The sequence below is a fragment of the Nocardia sp. NPDC059691 genome (assembly GCF_042733915.1).
GTDB lineage: Bacteria > Actinomycetota > Actinomycetes > Mycobacteriales > Mycobacteriaceae > Nocardia > Nocardia sichangensis.
Genome location: NZ_JBHWFB010000002.1, coordinates 455350 through 479536 on the forward strand (window position 1 = coordinate 455350; position 24187 = coordinate 479536).

The window sequence follows — 24187 nt, forward strand, 5'->3', positions numbered from 1 at the left end:
GCCGGCAGCGTGATCCGCCCGCCAACGACGTTCATCCCCTGCACGGGACTACGGCGAGGGAGCCCCGGCAGCGCCGAAGTCCTCGTACCCCGTACGACGGGGTACGAGGACTTCCCGGCGTCCGCTCACGCGTCGCGTTCGATCGGTCCCGCCGTGGGGCGCTCAGCCGACAGCAGCAACGGTCAGTTTCCGCTCGACGCGGTGGCGGCCGACAGCGCCTCGAATTCCTTGTCCGTCAGCTCGATTCGCGCGGCGGCGATGTTCTCCTCGACGTGCGCGACGCTGGAGGTGCCCGGGATCGGCAGCATGACGGGGGAGCGGCGCAGCAGCCAGGCCAGGGCGAGCTGGGCGGGGGTCGCGCCGTGCTCGGCGGAGATGGCGGCCAGCGGACCGCCGGGGGCGGCGAGTTCGCCCGTGGCGATGGGGAACCACGGGATGAAGCCGATGTTCTCCTGCTCGGCGTAGTTCAGCACGTCCTCGTCGGCGCGGTTGGCGAGGTTGTACAGGTTCTGCACCGAGACGATGGTGGCGAGTTCGCGCACCTCGCGCAGCTGTTCGACGGTCACCTGCGAGAGGCCGATGTGCCGGATCTTGCCCTCCCGCTGGAGCGCGACCAGCTCACCGATCTGGTCGGCCAGCGGCACCTGCGAGTCGATGCGATGCAGCTGGTACAGATCGATCCGGTCGACGCCGAGATGGCGCAGGCTCAGTTCCGCTTGCTGGCGCAGGTATTCGGGCCGCGCGACCGGGCGCCACTCGTTCGGACCCTGCCGCGTGAGACCGGCCTTGGTGGCGATGACCAGGCCCTCCGGATACGGGTGCAGGGCCTTGCGGATCAGTTTCTCGCTGACGAACGGACCGTAGGAGTCGGCGGTATCGATGAAGTTCACGCCGAGCTCCACCGCCCGGCGCAGCACCCGTACCGCCTCGTCCGGGTCCTTGGGGTCACCCCAGACGCCGGGGCCGGTCAACTGCATCGCGCCGTATCCCAGCCGATGCACCGGAAGATCGCCGCCGATGGCGAAGGTTCCGGATGCCGCGGCGGGCTGCGCGTCGAGATCTGTGCTCATGAGAATCTTCTTTCCGAAGTCGGAGACTGCGCCGATGCCCTGTGAATGTCGCGCCGGGACCGGACGCGGGCCTTTCTACCGCAACAGCATTGCCCCGAGGCCGATTCCGCCCCGGCGTTCGCCGGTGGCGAAAACCGGCCGTGCCCTCGAACTGGCCCAGGGCCCGCGTCCGATGTTCGGCCTATCGGCAACGCCCACGTAGTCGGCACGGATCCCACCGTACTCGGACTCGGGAATCGAGCACCCCGAGCGACCAGCCCCCAGACGAAAGCTTCCGCCACGATTCCGCCGGTACCACGCGCGCCGACTCCCGCGCTTGGCCGACTCGGCGATACTCGTGCCATCGAGTGGCGCCTCGCTGCGGTGGCCACACACGATTCGCCGCGGCCGTGTGCCCTCTCGCGAACGAAGGCGTCGAGCGGGTTCGCCGGTCGGCCGGCCGCCGTTACCGGACCGACGGTGCGCTGTCGCCCACGTCCGTGGGCCATCCCGCGCTACGGCGTCAGGTGGCCGAAGAGGATCGCCTGCATCAGGCGCACCACGCGCCGGGGGGAGCAGGCCGGGTCGGTGGAGCCGAAGCGTTCGCCCAGGTCGACGACCAGGGCGAAGGCGGCGTGCACCAGCAGCCGCGCCTCGGCGGCGGACAACTCGGGTCGCACGCCGCCCAGCAGTTTGGCCCATTCCTCCACGTTGAGTCGCTGGATGTTGCGCAGCACCGTGCGCTCCTCCGGCGGCACGTTGCTGATTTCGGCGTAGTAGACGAAGGTCAGCTCGCGCTCGGCGAACGAGCCGGCCACATACAACTCGATCAGGGTGTCGAGCGCTTGCTGGGGCGTCTCGGCCGCGGAGACGGCAGGCCCGATGGCGGCCGACACCCGATCCGCCGCCCGGCGGAACGCCGCCGTGAGGATGTCGCCCTTGCCGCGGTAGAACCGGTACACCGCCGAGGATGCGGGCAGTCCGGCGGCGTTGGCGATGTCCTCCACGCTGACGTTCGGGTACCCGCGCTGATGGAACAGCTCCACTGCGCGCGTCAGCAGCAATTCGTGTTTGAAGGTGAGCGGGATCTCGGTCGCGGTGAAGTTCTCGGCCTCGGCGCTGCCGGGCGGCGGCAGCTCGCACGCGGCGAGTGCGTGGCAGGCCGCGGTGAGCCGCGCGGTGAGCGTCCGCACCGGGATCGACACATGGTGATCACCGATGCTGCTGAGCACGCTCAGTTCCGCCGCGGCCAGCACGGCGCGATCGGCCTTCGACAGCGCGGGCCTGGTCTCGGCGAGCAGTGCGGTGAGCGTCGCGTTCACGCCCGCGAGCTGATCGGCCAGCGTGTCCGCGTCGTCTTCCTCCAAGTAGCGCCGCTGCCAGCGCAACAGCGCCGCGCTGCGCCGGTTGACGATGGCGGCCTCGATCAAGGCGTCGAGCACCCGCGCGAGCCGTTGCTCGGCGGACAGGTCCGTGGCTTCGGGCAGCCGGACCGCTTCGGCGCTGACCGCGCCCAACCGCAACACTTCCTCGCGGAACAGCGCGTATTTGCTCGGATAGTGGCGATACAGCGCCGCGGAGCTGATGTCGAGCCGAGAGGCGATGTCGTCCATGCTGACGCCGTGGTAGCCGAGCGCGCCGAACGCCTCGGCCGACGCCGCCGCGATCTGGGCGCGGCGGTCACGTGGTCGGCGCCGGATCACGCGTGCCGGTGTCCCGTCGGCCGCCTTGTCCGCGGCATGGCGGTCCTGGGCACCCATGCCGCGATGGTAGCCCAACACAACGTTCGGTACAGCAACGCTACCCGGTCCCGGGAAGAAATGAACGGTAGATCACAAAAATCTGGTGGTCCGCCTTCAATGTCGCACAATGCGCCGATCGAAACGAGAATCGCTGCTAACTTATCTGACTATCGCGCGGGCCGTCCGAAGAGCACCAGCTGCATCAGCAGGCGCACCCGGTCCTGGGCGGCCAGCGGTTCGTTGCCGAAGGCGCGGCCCAGGTCGACGACCACCGCGAAAGCCGCGTGGACGAGGATGCGCGCCTCCGCCGGAGCGAGCTCCGGACGCACCTCGCGCAGCAGCCGGGCCCACTCCTCGACGCTGAGTCGCTGGATATTGCGCAGCACCGTGCGGTCCTCGGTGGGGACATGCTGGAACTCGGTGTAGTACACGAAGGTGAGGGCGCGTTCGGCGAACGATCCGGCGACGTATTGCGTGATCAACGCGGTGAGCGCGTCCTCCGAATCACCGGCCGCCGCCACGGCCGGGCCGACGGCGCCGGAAACCCGTTCGGCGGCACGGCGGAACGCGGCGGCCAGGATGTCGCTCTTGCCGCGGTAGAAGCGATACACCGCCGAGGCCGCCGAAAGCCCTGCGGCGGTGGCGATGTCCTCCACGCTGACGTTGGGGTAGCCGCGTTCGTGGAACAGCTCGACCGCTTTGCGCAGCAGCAGTTCGTGTTTGAACGAATCCGGAATCTCCACGACCGCGACCGGCTCGACCGCGCGCGTCGCGGGCAGCTTCGCGTGGGCGACCGACCAGCACGCCGAATGCAGCAGGCGGGCAAGGGGTTTCGCCGGGAGAGCGGCGTGATGGTCGGCGATGCTGGTGATCGTGCTGAGCAAGGCGGCGCGCAGCACGCGCACGTCCTCCTCGATGAGTTCCGGGCGCAGCGCGGCCAGCTGGCTGCCCAGCGCGCCGAGTACCGTGGCCTGCTGGTCGTTGAGCGTGGTCTGGTCGTCGGGCTCGAGGTATCTGACTTCCCAGCGCACCAGCGTGACGGTGGGGCGGTTGTCGATGGTGACCGCGATGAGCGCGTCGAGCACGTGCCGCAGCCGCTGTTCGGCGGGCCAGTCGGCCGCCTCATCGGGCAGCTCGACCGATTCGGTCATCGCCTGGCCGACGCGCAGCAGTTCTTCCCGGAACAGCGCGTATTTGCTCGGGTAGTGGCGGTACAGCGCCGCCGAGCTGATGCCGAGCCCGGAGGCGATGTCGTCCATGCTGACGCCGTGGTAGCCGAGCGCGCCGAACGCGGCGGCCGACGCGGCGGCGATCTGGGCACGGCGGTTCTTCGGTCTGCGCCGGATCTCGCGAGGTGCCGAGTCGCCGCTGCTCGCCTTCCGCGCCGTACGGCGATTGTCGACACTCATGACGAACATCGTAACGACCTGGCCGTATGGCCGGGCTGGCCGTGCCACGGGATACGGCTCCCGGGGATGAGCGGCCCCCGGGAGCTGTACCTGTTCTCCGGTGCGCGCCGGCATGCGACGAGGCGGGATGTGCGCGCCGGTGCGTCCGGAAGTCGACAGCCGGACTCGGCCGAAGCGCGGGGCACCATGCGCGCCGTGCCGAGACTAGCTGTCGAACAGAGACAAACTTACACGAATATAATTCCAGTACAAGAGCTGATCGAACACAGAATCATTGTTCACATACTGGTTGACCGCCGGTCGACCACCACCCGCGCCCGGCCGCGCGGCACCGTGGTGATGTTGCGGATCTTGCCGCGCTCGGGCGCGCTGCCCGCCGGGAGCGAAAGGGTGTCGCGGACGAGGATTTCGCGCAGCACCGTGGTGCCCTCGAGCAGTGAGAACCCCGCGCCGATGCATCGCCGCACACCGCCGCCGAACGGCAGCCAGGTGTTCGGCGCCACTTCGCCGTCGAGGAAGCGGGCCGGGCGGAACACGGCGACGTCGGGGTAGGCCTCGGTACGGCGGTGTGCGAGGACGATCGACGTGGCGACCACGGTGCCCGCGGGCAGCCGCTGTCCGCCGATCGTCATGTCCCTGGTCAGTTTTCGATTGGTGCCGGAGATGACGGTGTGCAACCGCATGGCCTCCTTGAGCACCGCGTCCAGGTATCGGTCGTCGCCGGCGCGCGCGGCCTCCGAGGCCTGCCGCTGGATCTCGGGGGCGGCGGCGAGTTCGTAGAGTGCCCAGGACAGCGCCGAGGCGGTGGTCTCGTGCCCGGCCAGCAGCAGCGTGATGAGCTGGTCGCGCAGTTCGGCATCGGTGAGCGGCGCGTCGCCGTCGCCCGCGCCGACCTCGAGCAGGCGTGACAGCACGTCGGTGCGCCCGGCCAGATCGGTCGCCCGCCGCCGCTCGGCGATCTCCGCGTAGAGCAAGGCGTCCACCGCGGCCAGGTTCTCGGCGAAGCTCTTCCACGGGCCGACCCGCCGCAATCGGTCGCTCTTCAAACCCAGGAAGACCAGCGGATTGAGGTGGACGATCCGATTCAGGCGCGGGTTCAGCTCGGCCCTGGTCCGCTCGTCGGTGACGCCGAAGACCACCCGCGTGATCACCTCGAGGGTGAGCGCGTTCATCCGGTCCAGCATGCGCACGGTGGATCCGGGCGCCCAACCGCCGATCTCCGCGGCCGCGATCTCGGAGATCAGCGCTCGGTAGCCGCGCAGCGCGGCGCCGTTGAACGCGGGCATGAGCAGCCTGCGCGCCCGCGCGTGCTCGGCCTCGTCGGTCAGCAGCAGCGAGTGCGGGCCCATGATCGCACCGAGGATCTGGTTGCCCTCGCCCGCGTGCAGGTCGTGCGGATCGCCCGCGAAGATCTCCTTGATGTGCTCGGGGCGGGAGTACACCACGACGCGGTCGGCGAACGGCGGGATCCGCAGGGTGAAGACGTCACCGTAGCGGCGCGCCATCGCGGTGAGGAACCGGGCCCGGTCCCGCTGGAACAACGCGCTCTGCACGAGCGGCGGCAGCGCGGGCCCAGGCGGAAAACCCGCGGGCTCCGTGCGTTCTCGGACGTCCTGTGCGGCCACGATGCCACCTCCACGCGCATGTCGAACCGGCTGTCGCCTCCACGCTAGGAGAAACCCGGACGCCGGTCCATGCCCGATGCCCGCCGCTCGCGTACCCCGGCTCACCATCCAAAAGTCCGTTTGTCCGAAACCGCTTGTACCGGTGCGTCTTTCTGGTAAGGAGTTCGTCATGGCGTTGGCTTTGCGCCCGGTGGACCCCATCCCGGTGCTCGGCGCCGTGGTCGCCGCGGTACGGCGGATCACGGCGCGCTATCGGCTCACCCCGCAGGAGAAGCGCAACCTGGAAGCCGCCCGCGGCGCGCGGGCGGCGGTCTTCACCGCGTCCATCGGCGGGCGCGGCTACTACCGATAAAATTCTGCGCCGCAGCCGAACTCGCGACGCACAGCACACAGCCGCGCCCGTTCTGGATCGCGGCGCCCGATTCGCGCGCTCCCGGCACTGCGTCCGGCAACTGATCGGGATCGGCCGCAGCCGAAGTCGGGAGCGCCCTCAGCCGCGCCCGCCGGGCCGGATCGTGCCGTACCAGTCGAGCAGGTCCGGGTTGTCCACGGCGCTGCGTTCGACGACGCGGGTCGGGTCGGCGCCCTGGAACAGCTTCTTGATCGGTACCTCGAGCTTCTTCCCGGTGCGGGTGTGCGGGATGCCGGGGGCCAGGATGATCTCGTCGGGCACGTGGCGGGGGGATACCTCGGTGCGGATGGTGCTGTTGACGCGCGCTTTCAGCTCGTCGGTGAGTTCCGCGCCGGGCGCGAGGGTCACGAACAGCGGCATCCAGTATCCGCCGTCGGGCTGCTCGGCGCCGATCACCAGCGCTTCGGCGATCTCCGGGAGCCGTTCGACGGATTGGTAGATGTCGGCGCTGCCCATCCGGATGCCGTGCCGGTTGAGCGTGGAGTCCGACCGCCCGTGCACGACCACGCTGTGGTGGTCGGTGATGGTGATCCAGTCGCCGTGCCGCCACACGCCGGGGAACATGTCGAAATACGCGTCGTGATAACGCTTCCCGTCCTCGTCGCGCCAGAAGGAGACCGGCATGGACGGCATCGGCGCGGTGACGACGAGCTCGCCGACTTCGCCACGCACCGGCTGCCCCGCCGGGTCGTAGGCGTCCAGCGCGACGCCGAGGAAGGGCGCCGACAGCTCACCCGGCCACACGGGCACGGTGCGCGCGCCCCCGATGAACGCGGACACCACGTCGGTGCCGCCGCTGATCGAGGACACCTGGACGTGCTCGCCGACGTTCTCGCCCAGCCACAGCGCCGAGGAGGTGGGCAGCGAGGAGCCGGTGATGCCGACGGTGCGCAGGGCCGACAGGTCGTGCTCGGTGCGCGGCACCGAGCCAGCTTTGATGCAGGCCAGCACATAGCCGGGGCTGGCGCCGAGCACGGTGGCGCCGACCTCGGCGGCGATCCGCCACAGCGCGTCGGGGGTCGGCGCGGTAGGGCTGCCGTCGTAGGTGACGATGGTCGCCCCGGCCAGCAGGCCCGCGATCTGGAAGTTCCACATCATCCAGCTCGGGCTGGTGTACCAGAAGAAGGTGTCTTCGGGTCCGATGTCGGATTGCAGGGCAACGGCTTTGAGGTGTTCGAGCAGCACGCCGCCGTGGCCGTGCACGATGCCCTTGGGCAGGCCGGTGGTGCCGGAGGAGAACACGATCCACAGCGGATGGTCGAAATCGACCGACTCCGTGGTGATCACCGGAGGCAGCCCGTCGGTGGTGGTCACCGCCTCGTCCCACGAGGTCGCGTCCGGCACGTCCAGCCCGAGCCGGGAGACCGCGATCGTGCCGTTCAGCGAGTCCAGGCCGGCACGCAACGCGGCGATGTCGTCGCGCTTGTCGTGCGCCTTGCCGCCGAAGCGGTAGCCGTCGGCGGTGACCAGGACAGTCGGCTCCAATTGCCCGAGACGGTCCAGCGCGGCTTTCGGCGAGTAGTCCTGTCCGCAGGCGCTCCAGATCGCGCCGATGCTCGCGGTGGCCAGGAACGCGATCACCGCTTCCGGGATGTTCGGCAGATACCCGGCCACCCGGTCGCCGGGCCGCACACCCAGCGACCGCAGCGTCTGTGCGAAAGCGGCGGTGTGGTCGATCAGTTCGGCCCAGGACACCTCGCGGATCGGAGCGTCCTCACTGACCGCCTTGATCGCGGGCCGGTCGGTGCGCAGCTGCCGGATCACCTGGTCCACATAGTTCAACCGGGTGCCGGGGAACCACTGCGCGCCCGGCATCTCCGCGCTCGCCAACACTTCGCCCGCGATGTCACCGAGCTCGAAGTAGTCCCAGACCGCGTGCCAGAACCCGGCGAGATCGTCGACCGACCACTGCCACAGCGCGTGATAGTCGGTCGCGTGCACACCGGTGCGTTCCGCGACGAATCGGGCGAAGTCGGTGATCCTCGCCTCGGCGATGTCTTCTTCGGTCGGCACCCATTGTGGTTGCATCGCGGTCCTCTCGACTGGGGAAACTCTGCGTTCAGGCGCGGTCGGCGCGCCGCACGATCTGCTCGGCGTGCCGGAACACGGGGCCATCGACCATCCTGCCCTCGAAGGCGAAGACGCCGCGGTGGTTCGGCGCTTCCGCCAGCACTCGGCGGGCCCAATCGATCTGCTCCTCGGACGGCGCGTAGGCGGCCCGCAGCACCGGCACCTGGCTGGGGTGGATCGCGACCTTGGCGTCGAATCCGACCGCGACCGCGTCCTCGGCCTCTGCTCGCAGGCCGTCCAGATCGCGGATGTCCAGATACACCGAGTCCAGCGCGAACTTGCCGTACGCCTTGGCGGCCAGCAGCGCGCGGGAGCGGACGTGTCGCGCCACGTCGCGGTAGCTGCCGTCGGCGTGCCTGCTCGCGGTGCCGCCGAGCCCGGCCACCAGGTCCTCCGCGCCCCACATGACGCCGATCGCATTGCGCGCCGTCATCGCCGCGCCGACGGTGAGCGCGCCGAGCGGCGACTCGATCAGCGCGATCACCGCGTAGTCCGCCAGCGCGGTGACCTGTTCGGCGGACTCGCATTTCGGCAGCATGAGCCTGCGGTAGGCGGTGTCGGCGAGCGCCGCCAGATCGAGCGCGTGGTCCTCGGTACCCGCCGCGTTGACGCGCACCACAGTGGTCGCCGGATCGAGCGGTGTATCCAGCAGCGCCTTGCGCGCCGCCGCTTTGTCGTGCGCGGCAACGCCGTCCTCGAGGTCGAGAATCACGACGTCGGCCGCAGCCGCCGCCTTCGCGAAGCGCTCGGGACGATCGGCCGGGCAGAACAACCAGGCCGGACCTGCCATCTGCCAATTCATGCGGCATCGCCTCCGGCATGAGCGCGACCCTGCCGACTCCGGGCCGAACCGCTCATGCTGTGTCGGTTGTGGATACCCACGGAGCCCGGTGTAGTAGTGCCACTGTGCTGCCTCAGGGCCGGGCCGCTCATGCTGTGTCGGTTGTGGGCATCCGCATCGCTGTTCGTGGTGACCTCGGGTTGTCTCACCCGGACCGGACGCCTCATGCCGCGCCCTCCGGAGCCTTGCGCACCAGCGTCTTGCGCACCGCCGTTGCCACGACCTCGCCGTGCTGATTGCGCGCCGTGTGCGCGAAGGTCACGATGCCCTCGCCCGGACGGCTCTTCGATTCGCGCTTGTCGGTGACCACGGTTTCGGCGTACATGGTGTCGCCGTGGAACAGCGGCTTGGGGAAAGCGACCTCCGAGAAGCCGAGGTTGGCCACGATGGTGCCCTGGGTCAGCTGCGCCACCGACAGTCCGATCAACGTGGACAGGGTGAACATCGAGTTCACCAACCGCTGATTGAACGGAGGCAATCGATCGCTGAACGCCGCGTCCAGGTGCAGCGCCTGGGTGTTCATGGTGAGCGTGGTGAACAGGACGTTGTCCGCCTCGGTGATGGTGCGGCCGGGGCGGTGCTCGTAGACCACCTCGGTGTCGAACTCCTCGAACCACAGGCCGCGCTGCACGATCGTCCGCCGGGTCACAGGCCCAGCTCCCGTCCGATCAGCATCAGCTGCACCTCCGTCGTCCCCTCGCCGATTTCCAGGATCTTGCTGTCGCGATAGTGCCGGGCGACGGCGTATTCGTTCATGAAGCCGTAGCCGCCGAAGATCTGCGTCGCGTCGCGAGCGTTGTCCATGGCGGCCTCGCTGGCCACCAGCTTGGCGATGGACGCCTGCTTCTTGAACGGCTTGCCCGCCAGCATCAGCGCCGCCGCGTCGTAGTAGGCCGTGCGCGCGGCGTGCGCCCGCGTCTCCATCCTGGCGATCTTGAACGCGATGGCCTGATTGCGCCCGATCGCCTGGCCGAACGCCTCGCGCTCCTTGGCGTAGCGCACGCTCTCGTCCACACAGCCCTGCGCGGCGCCGACCGCGAGCGCGGCGATGGCGATGCGGCCCTCGTCGAGGATGCGCAGGAAGTTCGCGTAACCGCGCCCGCGCTCGCCGAGCAGATTCTCCTCGGGGACGCGGACGTCGGTGAAACTGAGCGGATGGGTGTCGGAGGCGTTCCAGCCGACCTTGTTGTACGCGGGCTCGGCGACGAAACCGGGCGTGTCGGTCGGCACCAGGATCGTCGAGATCTCCTTCTTGCCGCCGGTGTTCCCGGTCACCGCGGTCACCGTGACGAGCTTGGTGATGTCGGTGCCGGAATTGGTGATGAACTGCTTGCTGCCGTTGATGATCCATTCGCCGCCGTCGATGACCGCGGTGGTCCTGGTGCCGCCCGCGTCGCTGCCCGCGCCCGGTTCGGTGAGCCCGAACGCGGCGAGGTTGCGGCCGCTGGTCAGCTGCGGCAGCCATTCCTGCTTCTGCTTGTCGTTGCCGAAGCGGTAGATCGGCATCGCGCCGAGCGAGACGCCCGCCTCCAGCGTGATCGCCACGCTCTGGTCGACCTTGCCCAGTTCCTCGAGCGCCAGGCACAGCGCGAAGTAGTCGCCGCCCATGCCGCCGTACTCCTCCGGGAACGGCAGGCCGAACAGGCCCATCTCGGCCATCCCCGCGACCACTTCGTACGGGAAGGTGTGGTTCGCGTCGTGCTCGGCCGCCACCGGAGCGACCACCGACCGCGCGAAGTCGCGCACGGTCAGCGCGAGATCGCGGTACTCCTCCGGCAGCGTGCCGGTGGACAGGAAGTCGGTCATGCGGGGATTCCTTCTCGTTCAATGGGATTCGTTGCGGCCTGCGCGACGACGCGCGCCAGCACTTGGTCCAGGCGCACCTGGGCGCCGGGTTCGACCAGTAGTTCGACGGTTCCGGCGACCGGCGCGGTGAGCGAGTGCTCCATCTTCATCGCCTCCACGATGACCACCGGATCGCCCGCGGCGACGGCGGCGCCGGAGGCGACCGGCACCGCGATCACGGAGCCGGGCATGGGTGAGCGGATCTCGGCGTCGCCCACGTGCTCGTCGCCGCCGCGCACGTTGACCTCGGCCACTTCGCGCAGCACCGCGATGCCGGACGGTCCGGCCACCCACGACAAGCCGTCCTGCTCGGCGACCCGGTAGGTGCGGCGCAGGCCGTCCAGGGTGAGGGCGAGTTCGCCCGCGCATCGATCGCCGGAGGCGGTGAATACGGCGGTCAGCGAGCGGCTTTCGCCCTCGTCGACCCGCACCGTGCCGTCGTCCGGCGTGCCGGACAGATAGACGTGCTCGACCCGCTCGCCGCCCGCGAGCCGGATCGGCGTCGGCGCGTCGGCCCCGAGCCGCCAGCCGGAGGGCACCTCCCAGGGATCGCGCGGCGCGGCGGGCCAGCGGCGCACCCAGTGCCAGGCCGCCGCGGCGACGAACTCGTCGTCGCCGACGGCGGCGGGCCGGAAGTCGGCGACCCGCCGGTCCAGCAGGGCGGTGTCCAGCCGTCCTTCGGCCACGTCCGGGTCGGCGAGCAGGAAGCGCAGGAATTCGATATTGCTGGTCACGCCGAGCAGCACGGTGTCGGCCAGCGCCCGATCCAGTTTCGCGAGCGCGGCGGCGCGATCACCGGCGTGCGCGATGACCTTCGACAGCATCGGGTCGTAGTCGCTGCCGACGCGCGTGCCGATCCGCAGGCCCGAGTCGACCCGGACACCGGGACCTTCCGGCTCGTCGAGGTCGAGCACCGTGCCGCCGGTGGGCAGGAACCCGCGCACCGGATCCTCGGCGTACACCCTGGCCTCGATCGCGTGCCCGACCATGCGGATGTCGTCCTGCGCCACCGCAAGCTTCTGCCCGGCCGCCACCCGGACCTGGCATTCCACCAAGTCGACGCCGGTGACCAGCTCGGTGACCGGATGCTCTACCTGCAGGCGGGTGTTCATCTCCATGAAGAAGAACTCGTCCGGCTGGTCGGCGGAGACGATGAACTCCACGGTGCCCGCGCCCACGTAGTCCACGCTGCGCGCGGTGTTGCAGGCCGCCGCGCCGATCCTGGCCCTGGTGGCCGCGTCCAGCAGCGGCGAGGGAGCCTCCTCGATCACCTTCTGGTGGCGGCGCTGCAAGCTGCATTCGCGCTCGCCCAGGTGCAGCACGTTGCCGAACTGGTCGGCGAGAATCTGCACCTCGATGTGCCGCGGCCGGGTGACGAACCGTTCCAGGAACAGCGTGTCGTCGCCGAACGCGGCGGCGGCCTCGCGCCGGGCGCTGCGCAGCGCCTCCGGCAGGCGGGCCGGATCGTCCACCCGGCGCATGCCCTTGCCTCCACCGCCCGCGGACGGCTTGACCAGCACCGGATAGCCCACTTCGGCGGCCGCGGCGATCAGCTCGTCATCGGTCAGGCCGGGGGTGGCGATGCCGGGCACCACGGGGACGCCGAACGCGGCCACGGTGTTCTTCGCGGTGATCTTGTCGCCCATCACCTCGATGGCGCGGGCCGGCGGGCCGAGGAAGACGATGTCCGCCTCCGCCAGCGCGGCGGCGAAAGCGGCGTTCTCCGAGAGGAACCCGTAGCCGGGGTGGACCGCTTGCGCGCCGGTGCGCACGGCGGCGGCCACCACCCGGTCGATGGCGAGGTAGCTCTCCCGGGCGGGGGCCGGGCCGAGACGCACCGCCGTGTCGGCTTCGTGGACGTGACGGGCGTCGGCGTCGGCGTCGCTGTAGACGGCCACCGAGCGAATCCCCAAGGCGCGCAGAGTGCGGATCACCCGCACCGCGATCTCGCCGCGGTTGGCGACCAGCACGGTGTCGAATCCGACGGGAACGGATCTGTTCAGCATCGTCATCACATCCGGAAAACGCCGTAGGAGACGGGTTCGAGCGGGGCCTGCGCGCACACCGACAGCGCCAGCCCGAGCACGGTTCTGGTGTCGGCGGGATCGATCACGCCGTCGTCCCACAACCTGGCCGTCGAGTAATAGGGGTTGCCCTGGCTCTCGTACTGGTCCCGGATCGGGGCCTTGAACGCCTCCTCGTCCGCGGCCGACCAGGGCTGCCCGCTGCTGTCGAGCTGGTCGCCGCGCACCGTCGCCAGCACCGACGCCGCCTGCTCGCCACCCATCACCGAGATCCGGGCGTTCGGCCACATCCACAGGAACCGCGGCGAATACGCGCGCCCGCACATCGAGTAGTTGCCCGCGCCGTAGGAGCCGCCGATGACGACGGTGAGCTTCGGCACGCGGGCGCAGGCCACCGCGGTGACCATCTTCGCGCCGTGCTTGGCGATGCCGCCCGCCTCGTAGTCGCGGCCGACCATGAAGCCGGTGATGTTCTGCAGGAACAGCAGCGGGATACTGCGCTTGTCGCACAGCTCGATGAAATGCGCGCCCTTCATGGCGGATTCGCTGAACAGCACGCCGTTGTTGGCGACGATGCCCACCGGATGTCCGTGGATGTGCGCGAACCCGGTGACCAAGGTCTTGCCGTATTCGGCCTTGAATTCGTGGAACCCGCTCTCGCCCTCGACGGTCCCGTCGACCAGGCGATGGATCACCTCGCGCACGTCGTAGGGAGTGCGCAGGTCGGTCGGCACCACGTCGTAGAGCTCGGATTCCGGCGCGGCGGGCGCGATGACGGGCCGCACGTCCCACGGGACCGGCGTGCGCGGGCCGAGCGTGGCCACGATGCGGCGCACGATGCGCAGCGCGTCCTGATCGTCCTCGGCCAAGTGGTCGGTGACGCCGGAGGTGCGCGAGTGCAGCTCGCCGCCGCCGAGTTCCTCGGCCGTGACCACCTCACCGGTCGCGGCCTTCACCAGCGGCGGGCCGCCGAGGAAGATGGTGCCCTGGTTGCGCACGATCACGGCCTCGTCGCTCATCGCGGGCACGTAGGCGCCGCCCGCGGTGCAGGAGCCGAGCACCGCGGCGATCTGGGGAATCCCTTTGGCGCTCATGGTCGCCTGGTTGTAGAAGATGCGCCCGAAATGCTCCCGGTCGGGGAACACCTCGTCCTGGTGCGGCAGGTACGCGCCACCGGAGTCGACCAAGTAGACGCACGGCAGCTGGTTCTGCAACGCGATCTCCTGCGCGCGCAGGTGCTTCTTCACCGTCATGGGGTAGTAGGTGCCGCCCTTGACCGTCGCGTCGTTGGCCACGATCACGCATTCCCGGCCGGACACCCGGCCGATCCCGGTGATGATCCCGGCGCCGGGGGAGTCGTCGCCGTACATTCCGGTCGCGGCCAGCGGGGACAGCTCGAGGAACGGGCTCCCCGGGTCCAGCAGCTGGTCCACGCGCTGCCTGGGCAGCAGTTTGCCCCGCGCGACGTGGCGATCGCGCGCCTTCGGGGGCCCGCCCAGCGCGGCGGCGGCCAGCCGGGCGCGCAGATCGTCGACCAACGCCGCGTGCGCGGCGCGGTTCCCGACGACCTCTTCGGTAACGGTCATTACGTAATCCTGTCGTCCAGTTAGTCGACGATAACTGAAATTCAGGTTAGTCTTGATTAACCGAGTTGTCCAGATCGGCCGAAAGGACCGCGTGTGACCAGTGCCGAATCCGTCGCGCCGACGCGTCGTGAGCAATTGAAGGCGCAGCGCAGGGCGCAACTGCTGGAAGCGGGAGCGCGGTTGATCGCCGATCGCGGCTTCCTCGGCATGCGCCTGGACGACCTGGGCGCCGCCGTCGGCATCAGCGGCCCCGCGGTCTACCGGCACTTCCCGAACAAGGAAGCGCTGCTGATCGAGCTGCTGGTCGGGGTGAGTCAGCGCCTGCTCGACGGCGGCAAGAAGGTGGTCGCGGGCACGAACTCCCCTGAGGAGGCGCTCGCCGGGCTGGTCGATCACCACTTGGACTTCGCGCTCGGCGAGCCGGAGCTCATCCGCATCCAGGACCGCGACCTGGACAACGTGCCCGCCCCGGCCCGCCGCGAGATCCGCCGCACCCAGCGCCAGTACGTGGAGATCTGGGTGAGCGTGTTGCGCGAGCTGCATCCCGAACTACCCGAGGAGGCGGCGCGGGTGCAGGCCCACGCCGCCTTCGGCCTGATCAACTCCACCCCGCACAGCGCGAGCGAGGCGACCGCGGCACGCGCCCGGCCGGTGCTGCGCGGGATGGCGCTGACCGCGCTCGGGTGAGCGCGCCCTCATCGCGCGCTCCACCCGCCATCCATCGTGTAGGCCGCGCCGGTGACCATGCCCGCCTCCGGCGACACCAGCCAGGCCACCAGCGACGCGACCTCCTCCGGCTCGACGAGCCGTTTGATCGCGCTCTCGGTGAGCAGGATCTTCTCCACCACCTCCTGCTCGGGCACGCCGTGCGCCTTGGCCTGGTCCGCGATCTGCTTGTCCACCAGCGACGTCCGCACGTAGCCCGGGTTCACGCAATTGCTGGTGACGCCGTGCGGGCCGCCCTCCAGCGCGGTGACCTTGGACAGCCCCTCCAGGCCGTGCTTGGCCGTCACGTACGCGACCTTGTATTCGGAGGCGCGCAGGCCGTGGACCGAGGAGATGTTGACGATCCGTCCCCAGCCCTGCCGGTACATGTGCGGCAGCGCCGCGCGCACCAGCAGGAACGGCGCCTCGACCATCAGCGTGAGCAGGTCGCGGAAGCGCTGCGGCGCGAAGTCCTGGATCGGGCTGACGTGCTGCACCCCGGCGTTGTTGATCAGGATGTCGACGTCGAGTTGCAGCTCCTCCAGCGCCGCGACGTCGAGCAAATCCACCGCCCACGACTTGCCGCCCAGCTCCCTGGCCACGGTCTTCGCGCCGACGCCGTCGACGTCGGCCACCGTGACCGTGGCCCCCCGCGCCGCGAGCGCGCGGGCGCACGCAGCGCCGATGCCGCTCGCGCCGCCGGTGACCAGGGCGCTGCGCCCCGCCAGATCGCTCATCGCACGGTCACTTCGGTGCGCGCGCCGAGGGTCTCGGCGTCGGCGTGATCGATGCTCTCCAAGGTCAGTCCCTTCGTCTCTCGTGCGACGAGCACGGCGATCGCGCTCACCGCCGCCGCGCCCGCCAGGTACCAGGCGATCGGCACCGCGGAGTGGTAGGTGTTCAGCAGCCGGACGGCGATGATCGGCGCCAGCGAACCGGCCACGATCGAGGTCACCTGGTAGCCGAGGGACACACCGGAATAGCGCATCCGGGTGGGGAACATCTCGGCCATGATCGCGGGCTGCCCGGCGTACATGAAGGCGTGGAAGATCAAGCCGATGACGATGGCGGACATGATGACCACGTTGTGGCCGCTGTCCATCATCGGGAAGGCGAAGAAGCCCCAGGTGCCCGCGGTGAGCGCGCCGATCAGGTAGACCGGCCGCCTGCCGATGCGGTCGGACAGGTTGCCCACCAGCGGGATCGCCACGAAGTGGACCGCGTGCGCGGCCAGCAGCCACCACAGGATCACTTGGGTGTCGGCGTGCACCTGCGTCTTCAGATAGGTGATGGTGAACGTGACCACCAGGTAGTACATGACGTTCTCGCCGAAACGCAGCCCCATCGCGGTGAACACGCCGCGCGGGTAGCGGCGCAGCACCTCCACCACGCTCAGCGAGGTCGCCTTGATCTGCTCGGCTTCCCGCTGCGCCGCGACGAAGATGGGCGCGTCGGTGATCTTGGTGCGGATGTAGTAGCCGATCAGCACCACGACCGCCGACAGCCAGAACGCGACCCGCCAGCCCCAGCCGAGGAACGCCTCGTCCGACAGCGTGGAGGTGAGCACCAGCAGCACCACCGTCGCCAGCAGGTTGCCCGCGGGTACGCCTGCCTGTGGCCAGCTCGCCCAGAATCCGCGGCTGCGGCTCGGGCTGTGTTCGGCGACCAGCAGCACCGCGCCACCCCACTCTCCGCCGACCGCGAAGCCCTGGATGAAGCGCAGGGCCACCAGCAGCGCGGGCGCCCAGTAGCCGATCTGCCCGAAGGTCGGCAGGCAGCCCATCAGGAACGTCGCGCTGCCCACCAGCACCAGGCTGAATTGCAGCAGCTTCTTGCGGCCGTACTTGTCGCCGAAGTGCCCGAACACCACGCCGCCCAGCGGCCGCGCCGCGAAACCGACCGCGTAGGTGATGAACGCGGCGAGGATGGCGTCCAGGTCGCTGGTGCCCTTGGCGAAGAACACCTTGCTGAACACCAGCGTGGCGGCGGTGCCGTACAGGAAGAACTCGTACCACTCCACCACCGTGCCCGCCATCGACGCGGCCACCACGCGGCGCAGGCCGCTGGTCGTGCCGCCCGAATCCGCCGCTACGGCGTTGTGCTCCCTCATCGCACTTCTCCTTCGTGCCCGGGGCCACACTTCGTTCCCGATGTGACGGCCCCCACAATGCTTTGGCTGCACCGAGTATTGGTGCAGAGGAATTACGCCGCAATGACCATTTGTGCAGTGCGTCTCTGCAAAGATGCAGATATGCGCCCGGCCACTCCTGGTCGTCCCAGCGCGGACGACCTCCTCGTCCTCCTGGCCGTCGGGCGCTCCGGCCGATTCGTGACGGCGGCCGACGAACTCGGCATCAACCACACCACCATCTCCCGGCGCATCGCCGCGCTGGAGCACACCCTCGGCGGCCGGGTGCTCACCCGGGTGACCGGTGGCTGGGAGCTGACCGATCTCGGCAGGGAAGCCCTGGCCGCGGCCGAGGCGGTGGAGTCGGCGGTGAAGTCGCTGGCCGCGGACGCCGACGGCAACCGGGTGCTGGAGGGGGTGGTCCGGCTCTCGGCGACCGACGGCTTCAGCGCTTACATCGCCGCGCCCGCGGCGGCGGAGGTGCAGCGGCGGCACCCCAAGATCTCGGTGGAAATCGTGGCGATCACCCGGCGCGCCTCGCAACAGCGTTCGGGGCTGGATCTCGAGATCGTGGTGGGCGAGCCGCAAGTGCACCGCGCCACCGCCACGCATCTGGCCGACTACTGTCTCGGCCTCTACGGTTCCCGCGAATACCTGTACGAGAACGGCGCACCCGCGACGATCGATGACCTGTCCCGGTATCCGCTGGTCTACTTCATCGACTCCATGCTGCAAGTCGACGATCTCGACTTGGCTTCCAGCTTCGTACCCGCGATGCGCGAATCGGTTACGTCCACCAATGTTTTCGTGCACGTCGAGGCCACGCGCGCCTCCGCGGGCCTTGGCCTGCTGCCGTGCTTCATGGCCGATCGCCACGCGGACCTCGTTCGCGTGCTGGCCGATTCGGTGACCGTCACCCTCGGCTACTGGCTCGTCGCGCGCACCGAAACCCTTCGCCGCCCGGAAGTGGCCGCCGTCGTCGCCGCGATCCGCGCCGTGGTCGCCGATCAGCGTGACATCCTCCTCGGTCGTCGGCACTGACGGTCGACTCCGGCCCCGGGGGGCGATGCGACTCGTCTTCGTCCGCTCCTGGCGGCATCCTCGGCCTCGCTCCTGACCGTGCGGCTTCGGTGGCTCAGCGGGCGAGGTGTCCGGCCTGGCGGCGCGCTGTGATCCAAATTACTGGTATCCGACCATCTGGACAGCGCACAGCTATCTCAAAGAAAACTCACAGCAATCAGCTGAACAGATGTTTTCATGCTGTCGCCGCCGGCGACGCCGGTGAGGTTAACAGGCCAGCGTACAACGTGGTCAGACATGCGGGCATTTCTCATTTCAGGGAAGAATTGCCAGTGTTGGGAAGGTGCATACTCAGCAGTATGAGGCATAGATCACGCGCTACGTGAACGCGCAATCATTCTCCTGACCAGATGTTTCTCCGCCGCGCTGCCGGGCGTTGGCGGAGTCGTAACTCTGTCTTCGTCTCCGGCGCCTTATTTGAGTTCAGTGAGCCGACTTCAAACGGAGGAATCTGTGCTACCACACGTGACCGTGATCCACCGCGTACGTGGTGTCGATGTTCCGTATACCGAGCGTATCGATCACGTTCGCAATCTTGTCACCTATGTTTGCGCGAGCGGCTTGCCCGACGGCATACCCGAGCAGGCGGCGGCGGTCACGGTTCTCGACGGCGCGACTCCGGTGCACGGTGCCGTGCGCGATCTCGCTGCACGGTTCGGCACGCCGGAACGCATTGTCGCACTGCACGAGTTCGACCTCTTCGCGGCGGCGGAGTTGCGCGCGGAGTTCGACATCCCCGGCGACCGGGCGGAATACGTCACCCGGTTCCGCGACAAGCTGACGATGGCCCAGGCGGTCGCCGCGCGGAACGTCTCCGTTCCCGCATTCCGCGCCGCACCCGACCTGTCCTCGGTCGCCGAATTCGCCACGGCGTCCGGTTTCCCGATCATCGTCAAGCCGCGATTCGGCGCGGGCAGCCGCGATGTGGTCAAGCTGAATTCGGAAGCGGATCTCGCCGCATTGCCGGACCTCGCGTCCGAACCATTTCTGGTCCAAGAATTCTGCCCGGACGAAGTCGGCGCCATCGACGGCGTGTGGACGGGTTCCCAACTCGGGCCGTGGCGCGCTTCGAAATATCTCGGAACATGCCTCGATTTCGCCAACGACGCGGAAAGCCTGGGCTATGTCGAGGTCGACGATCCCGCATTGACCGGTACATTGACCGAGTTCGCCGAATCGGTTCTTTGCGCACTCAGCCCTGGTGTCCCGACCGTATTCCATCTCGAATTCTTCGTCGGCGGCGACGGCGATTCTCCCCGCGTCCAGTTTCTGGAGGTCGCGGCGCGCGCGTGCGGCGGGCAAACCACCCACATGTGGCGCGAGGTGCACCGGTACGACCTGCTCGGCGCGGCGGTCGACATCCAGCTCGGCCGGACGCCCGCCACGGCGCCGCTCACCGACGGCGAGGTGGTCGCCGAACTGCTCATCCACCCGCCGGTGACGCCGCCGTGCCGGGTGGTGGACGTGCACTGGGCGGTCCCGGAGGCCTACGCCCCGTACCACTGCTCGATTCCGCAGGTGGGGTCGGTGATCACCGAAACGTTCGGCTATGCCGATATCGGTGCGGCATTCCGCATCCGCGGAAAGTCGACCGCGGAAGTACTGGAATCGGTGCGGCGCACCGTGGCCGGGTTCCGAATGATGTGCACGGCGCTCGATTCACCTGTCGCGGTGGCGGTCGCCTGATCTGCTCGGACTTCTCTCGTGTCTCGGCTCTCCGTAGCTCTGCCGCCGCCGGGTCCGCAGCGCATGCTGACCCTGATCACCGCGGCGTCCGCTGTCTCCAGCGGAATCTATTTGTCCACCGTGGTCCTGTATTTCACCAGGATCGTGCGCATTTCGCCGATACGCGTCGGTGTGGGGCTCAGCATCGCCGGCGCCGCCTGCGTTGTCGGCGGAGTACTCGTCGGCAAACTCTCGGATCGGCATGATCCGCTGTTGGTATTGCGTCGCAGTCTGATCGTCGCCGCTCTCGCCACGCTGGGATTTCTCGCGGTCGACGGATTCGCGATGTATTTGCTCGTCGTTCCCGCGGCGGCCGCGGGGCAGGCCTGCGTGCAATTGCTGACCACGGCGATCATCACCAAGATCGTCACCGACCGGGCCAACGAGTTCCGGGCGTACACGCGGTCGGTGCTCAACGTGGGCATCGCCGTCGGCATCGGGATGTCCGCGCTGGCGGTGCAATTCGACTCCGCCCTGCTCTATCGCGCGGCGATCGTCGTCGGAGCGATATTTCTCGCCCTGGCGGCGCTGCTGGTCGGCCGACTGCCCGCGCTGCGACCCGTCGATGCCGAGTCGCCCGGCGGCCGCAGCCGGTGGGCGGCATTACGCGACCGGCCGTATCTGGCATTGACGGCGCTCGACGGTGTGCTGTCGCTGCAATACCGCGTCCAGTCGGTCGCCATTCCCTTGTGGATCATCGGCGCGACCACGGCGCCGCGCTGGTCGATCGCCACGCTCGACATGCTCAACATCGCCATCGTCGTGTTGTTCCAGGTCCGCGCCAGCAGGCGCGTCCTCGACGTCCCAGCGGCGGGCGCGGCGCTGCGGCGCTGCGGCTGGGCGTTCCTGATCGCCTGCGTCCTGTTCGCGTCCGCGCGCGGCCACGGGGGATGGATCGCGGTGCTCATCCTGGTCGCGGGCGGCGCGATCCTGAGCGTGGGGGAGCTGTGGCAGACGGCGGGCGGCTTCGAAGCGTCGAACCTGCTCGCCCCGCCGCGGGAAATCGGCGCGTACCTGGGTGTTTTCAGCATCGGCTTACGGATGGCCGACACCGTCGGCCCAGCGCTGCTCGCTTGGTTGTGCGTCGATGTCGGCGTCGTCGGCTGGTACGTCACGGGATTCGTCCTGCTGGCCGCCGGGCTGCTGTCCCCTCTCGTCGTCGCTTGGGCCGAATCGACCCGCGACAAGTACGCGCTCGCTCCGGCGTCGTGAAACCGGACGCGAAACCCCGGTACTGGCATTGGAAGGAACCATCCCGATGGAAGCGACGATCGACATCCGGATCACCGAGGCGGATCTGGCCGAAGCACTGCGCACGGATGTCATGTCCGGACTGTCCGGACCGCGGAAATGGCTGCCGCCCAAGTGGTTCTACGACGCCCGTGGCAGCAAGCTGTTCGAGGCGATCACCGACCTGCCCGAGTACTATCCGACCCGCACCGAGCGCGCGCTGCTGCACGCCTGCGCTCAGGAGATCGCGGTCGGGGCCTCCGACGCGACGGAGCTGATCGAACTCGGTTCGGGATCCTCGGAGAAGACCGGTCTGCTGCTGCGTTCGTTCAGCGAACACGGCTCGTTGCGCTCGTATGTGCCCTTGGACGTCTCCGAGTCCGCTCTGCGGGACGCGGTCGGGTGGATCAACGCGGAGTTCCCCCGGATCGAGGTCCACGGCCTGGTCAGTGATTTCACCAACGGGCTCGACTGGCTGCCACGCCGTGGGCGGAGAATCGTCGCGCTGCTCGGCGGCACGCTGGGCAACCTCGTCCCGGCGGAGCGGGCCGAGTTCTTCGGGCGCCTGCACGACGTGCTCGAGCCGGGGGAACAGTTGCTGCTGGGCGTGGGCCTGGTGACCGATCCGGCCGTCATGGTGCCCGCCTACGACGACGCCGCGGGCGTGACCGCCGAGTTCAACCGGAACATCCTGCACGTGGTGAACAACCGGCTCGGCGCGAATTTCGAACCCTCGCGGTTCGCGCACGTCGCCGTGTGGGATCCCGGCAACCGGTGGATCGAGATGCGGTTGGAGGCCACCGCCGACATGACGGTCACCGTCGCGGACCTGGATCTGGTGCTCGAGTTCGCCGCCGGTGAGCAGATGCGCACCGAGATCTCGGCGAAGTTCCGGCTGGCGGACTTCCACGCCGAGCTGGCCGCTGCCGGGCTCCCGGCGCAGCGATCCTGGACCGATCCCGCCGAGCGCTTCGCCGTGGTGCTCGCGGGCAGATGAGCGACGTCATCGCGGCGGCCGGGGCGACGTTCGCCGAACGTCCCCGGCTGCGGTCCGGCACGGGCCGGTGGATCATGGCCGCCGCCGTGCTCGGTTCGGCGCTGGTCTCCATCGACACCACCGTGGTCAATCTCGTCGTGCCGCGGATCGGGGCGGACCTCGACGCCGACATGGTGGATCTCCAATGGGTGGTGAGCGGCTACACCCTCGCCTTGGCGTCGCTGATCCTGGTGGGCGGGGCGTTGGGTGACAGGTACGGCCGTCGCGCGGTATTCGTCTGGGGCAGTGTGGTCTTCGCGCTGTCCTCGGCGTGGTGCGGAGTCGCGCCGGACGTCGCGACGCTGGTGGCGGCGCGGGTGGTGCAGGGGGTCGCGGGTGCGCTGATCACGCCCGGCAGTCTCGCGCTGATCGCGGCGTCGCTGGATCCGCGTGATCAAGGCGCGGCGATCGGCATGTGGTCCGGTCTCGGGGGCGTGGCGGGTGCGGTGGGGCCGATCGTCGGCGGCTGGCTGGTGGAACTGGCCGGATGGCGCTCGGTGTTCCTGATCAATGTCCCGTTGGCCGTGGCCGTGGCCGTCGTGTCGATGCGTCGCGTCCCGGAGTCCCGAGATCCGTACGCGCCGCGGCGGCCGGATCTGCTCGGCACGGCGGTGGTGGTCACGGGCTTGGTGGTGCTGACCTACGGCTTCATCGCGGGGCAGGTGGAGATGCAGGCGGCTGGCGCGGTGCTGGTGGCCGTCTTCGTGATCGTGCAGACCCGCGTCCGCAACCCGCTGGTGCCGCCCGCGCTCTTCCGGTCGCGGCAATTCACCGCGGTCAATCTGGTGACGTTGCCGGTGTATGCCGCCTTGGGGTGTGTGCTGTTCCTGTTGCTGCTCCAATTGCAGATCGTCGCGGGGTATTCCCCTCTGGTCGCCGGAACCGCGACGATCCCGATTACCGCGATCATGCTGCTGTCGTCGGGTTGGATCGGGCGGTGGGCGCAGCGGCACGGTGCGCGCCTGCTGATGACCATCGGCCTGCTGCTATCCGCCGCCGGAGCGATGTCGTTGGCCGGAATCGGTGCGGACGGTTCGTATGCCACCGCGGTGCTGCCCGGCGTCCTCCTGCTCGGCGCGGGCATGGCGGTGTTCGTGGCTCCGTTGACCGAATCCGTGTTCGCGTCGGTGCCGACCGAGGAGGCGGGCATCGCCTCCGGGGTCAACAACGCGATCGCCCGCATCGCCCAGTTGCTCGCCATTGCCGCGATCCCCGGCCTGGTCGGCATCTCCCGGACGCCGCTCACCGACGGCGTCGCGTTCGGCGCAGGCTACCGCGCGGCCATGTGGATCTGCTCGGCCCTGTTCGCCTCGGGCGCCACACTCGCCGCGACCCTCATGCCTCGACCGGCAAGGACCACGGTGGCCGCCCCACCTGCGGCGCGATGGCCGAGCGACCTGCTTCCCTTTTCGGCGGACGCGGTGGACACCGGCGAGTCGCGGACGACCCCGTCGCGAGGTCGTCGGCTGGGCCGCGGCCGGGGCCCGCGTCGGCAACCGGGCGGCGGCCCGTCGGACCACGACGTTCGCCGCCCGCGACCTACCCACTCGACCGCACGGCCGGAAAACCGCTCCGGTCGACGTATGCGGAACGAGTGAGTGCGGGTCGGCCGCTTACGCCGTGCGTGCGGGTCGGCACGCGTTCGCGCCACTCGGACGGTGCAGCGCAGCCGGAACGGGA

At 69.2% G+C, this 24187-nt stretch carries 19 protein-coding genes; 7 read left to right on the forward strand and 12 right to left on the reverse strand.

All coding sequences use genetic code 11. The annotated features are described in order from the left end of the window. Window positions 1–182 precede the first annotated feature (182 nt). The 4 genes from ACFV2O_RS06310 to ACFV2O_RS06325 all read right to left on the reverse strand — a co-directional run bounded on the left by ACFV2O_RS06310 (window position 183) and on the right by ACFV2O_RS06325 (window position 5825). Window positions 183–1070 (reverse strand): aldo/keto reductase, encoded by an 888-nt coding sequence (locus ACFV2O_RS06310; protein WP_379250585.1) that lies wholly within the window; start codon window positions 1068–1070, stop codon window positions 183–185. A gap of 494 nt (window positions 1071–1564) precedes the next feature. Next, window positions 1565–2809 (reverse strand): helix-turn-helix domain-containing protein, encoded by a 1245-nt coding sequence (locus ACFV2O_RS06315; protein WP_355074828.1) that lies wholly within the window; start codon window positions 2807–2809, stop codon window positions 1565–1567. A 149-nt stretch (window positions 2810–2958) separates the two neighbouring features. Beyond that, window positions 2959–4200 carry a TetR/AcrR family transcriptional regulator gene (locus tag ACFV2O_RS06320; RefSeq protein WP_379250587.1) on the reverse strand — a complete coding sequence of 414 codons (1242 nt, stop codon included), beginning with the start codon at window positions 4198–4200 and terminating at the stop codon, window positions 2959–2961. Between the two features lie 278 nt (window positions 4201–4478). Further along, on the reverse strand, window positions 4479–5825 hold the full coding sequence (locus ACFV2O_RS06325) for a cytochrome P450 (protein ID WP_379250589.1): 1347 nt from the start codon (window positions 5823–5825) through the stop codon (window positions 4479–4481). Window positions 5826–5994: 169 nt separating this feature from the next. Here ACFV2O_RS06325 and ACFV2O_RS06330 point away from each other — a divergent pair, with 169 nt between their 5' ends. After that, window positions 5995–6177, forward strand: coding sequence for a hypothetical protein (locus ACFV2O_RS06330; protein ID WP_379250591.1), 183 nt, complete (start codon window positions 5995–5997; stop codon window positions 6175–6177). Window positions 6178–6315: 138 nt separating this feature from the next. Here ACFV2O_RS06330 and ACFV2O_RS06335 read toward each other — a convergent pair whose 3' ends face one another. The 6 genes from ACFV2O_RS06335 to ACFV2O_RS06360 all read right to left on the reverse strand — a co-directional run bounded on the left by ACFV2O_RS06335 (window position 6316) and on the right by ACFV2O_RS06360 (window position 14603). Then, the gene (locus tag ACFV2O_RS06335) at window positions 6316–8265 is read right to left on the reverse strand and encodes an acetoacetate--CoA ligase (RefSeq protein ID WP_379250593.1); all 1950 of its coding nucleotides are present in this window, start codon (window positions 8263–8265) and stop codon (window positions 6316–6318) included. 31 nt (window positions 8266–8296) lie between these two features. Next, window positions 8297–9109, reverse strand: coding sequence for an HpcH/HpaI aldolase/citrate lyase family protein (locus tag ACFV2O_RS06340; RefSeq protein WP_379250595.1), 813 nt, complete (start codon window positions 9107–9109; stop codon window positions 8297–8299). Between the two features lie 202 nt (window positions 9110–9311). After that, a complete protein-coding gene (locus ACFV2O_RS06345; RefSeq protein WP_379250597.1) occupies window positions 9312–9797 on the reverse strand; it encodes a MaoC family dehydratase in 486 nt (161 codons plus the stop codon). Further along, window positions 9794–10954: an acyl-CoA dehydrogenase family protein gene (locus ACFV2O_RS06350; RefSeq protein WP_379250599.1), complete on the reverse strand. Its 1161-nt coding sequence runs from the start codon at window positions 10952–10954 to the stop codon at window positions 9794–9796. Before ACFV2O_RS06350 ends, ACFV2O_RS06345 begins: the two co-directional genes overlap by 4 nt. Next, window positions 10951–12999, reverse strand: coding sequence for a biotin carboxylase N-terminal domain-containing protein (locus ACFV2O_RS06355; protein ID WP_379250601.1), 2049 nt, complete (start codon window positions 12997–12999; stop codon window positions 10951–10953). The genes ACFV2O_RS06350 and ACFV2O_RS06355 overlap by 4 nt, the downstream gene beginning before the upstream one ends. Window positions 13000–13004: 5 nt before the next feature. Continuing rightward, window positions 13005–14603, reverse strand: coding sequence for a carboxyl transferase domain-containing protein (locus tag ACFV2O_RS06360; RefSeq protein WP_356963752.1), 1599 nt, complete (start codon window positions 14601–14603; stop codon window positions 13005–13007). Window positions 14604–14696: 93 nt separating this feature from the next. On the opposite strand from ACFV2O_RS06360, the gene ACFV2O_RS06365 reads away from it, so the two are divergent. Then, entirely contained in the window at window positions 14697–15290 is a 594-nt protein-coding gene (locus tag ACFV2O_RS06365) for a TetR/AcrR family transcriptional regulator (protein WP_379250603.1), read from the forward strand. 8 nt (window positions 15291–15298) lie between these two features. Here ACFV2O_RS06365 and ACFV2O_RS06370 read toward each other — a convergent pair whose 3' ends face one another. Together ACFV2O_RS06370 and ACFV2O_RS06375 are read right to left on the reverse strand one after the other, a co-directional pair. Then, complete coding sequence (locus tag ACFV2O_RS06370) at window positions 15299–16045, reverse strand: 3-hydroxybutyrate dehydrogenase (RefSeq protein WP_379250605.1); 747 nt, start codon at window positions 16043–16045, stop codon at window positions 15299–15301. Then, window positions 16042–17418, reverse strand: a complete 1377-nt coding sequence (locus ACFV2O_RS06375) for an MFS transporter (protein WP_355074803.1) — start codon at window positions 17416–17418, stop codon at window positions 16042–16044. The genes ACFV2O_RS06370 and ACFV2O_RS06375 overlap by 4 nt, the downstream gene beginning before the upstream one ends. 141 nt (window positions 17419–17559) lie before the next feature. On the opposite strand from ACFV2O_RS06375, the gene ACFV2O_RS06380 reads away from it, so the two are divergent. The 5 genes from ACFV2O_RS06380 to ACFV2O_RS06400 all read left to right on the forward strand — a co-directional run bounded on the left by ACFV2O_RS06380 (window position 17560) and on the right by ACFV2O_RS06400 (window position 24105). Further along, window positions 17560–18477 (forward strand): LysR family transcriptional regulator, encoded by a 918-nt coding sequence (locus ACFV2O_RS06380; protein ID WP_364424902.1) that lies wholly within the window; start codon window positions 17560–17562, stop codon window positions 18475–18477. 504 nt (window positions 18478–18981) lie between these two features. Next, a complete protein-coding gene (locus tag ACFV2O_RS06385) occupies window positions 18982–20202 on the forward strand; it encodes an acetyl-CoA carboxylase biotin carboxylase subunit family protein (protein ID WP_379250607.1) in 1221 nt (406 codons plus the stop codon). Window positions 20203–20220: 18 nt separating this feature from the next. After that, window positions 20221–21453, forward strand: coding sequence for an MFS transporter (locus tag ACFV2O_RS06390; protein ID WP_379250609.1), 1233 nt, complete (start codon window positions 20221–20223; stop codon window positions 21451–21453). A gap of 40 nt (window positions 21454–21493) precedes the next feature. Then, entirely contained in the window at window positions 21494–22468 is a 975-nt protein-coding gene (egtD, locus tag ACFV2O_RS06395) for an L-histidine N(alpha)-methyltransferase (protein WP_379250850.1), read from the forward strand. Next, a complete protein-coding gene (locus ACFV2O_RS06400; protein WP_379250611.1) occupies window positions 22465–24105 on the forward strand; it encodes an MFS transporter in 1641 nt (546 codons plus the stop codon). The genes egtD and ACFV2O_RS06400 overlap by 4 nt, the downstream gene beginning before the upstream one ends. The last annotated feature ends 82 nt before the right edge of the window (window positions 24106–24187 follow it).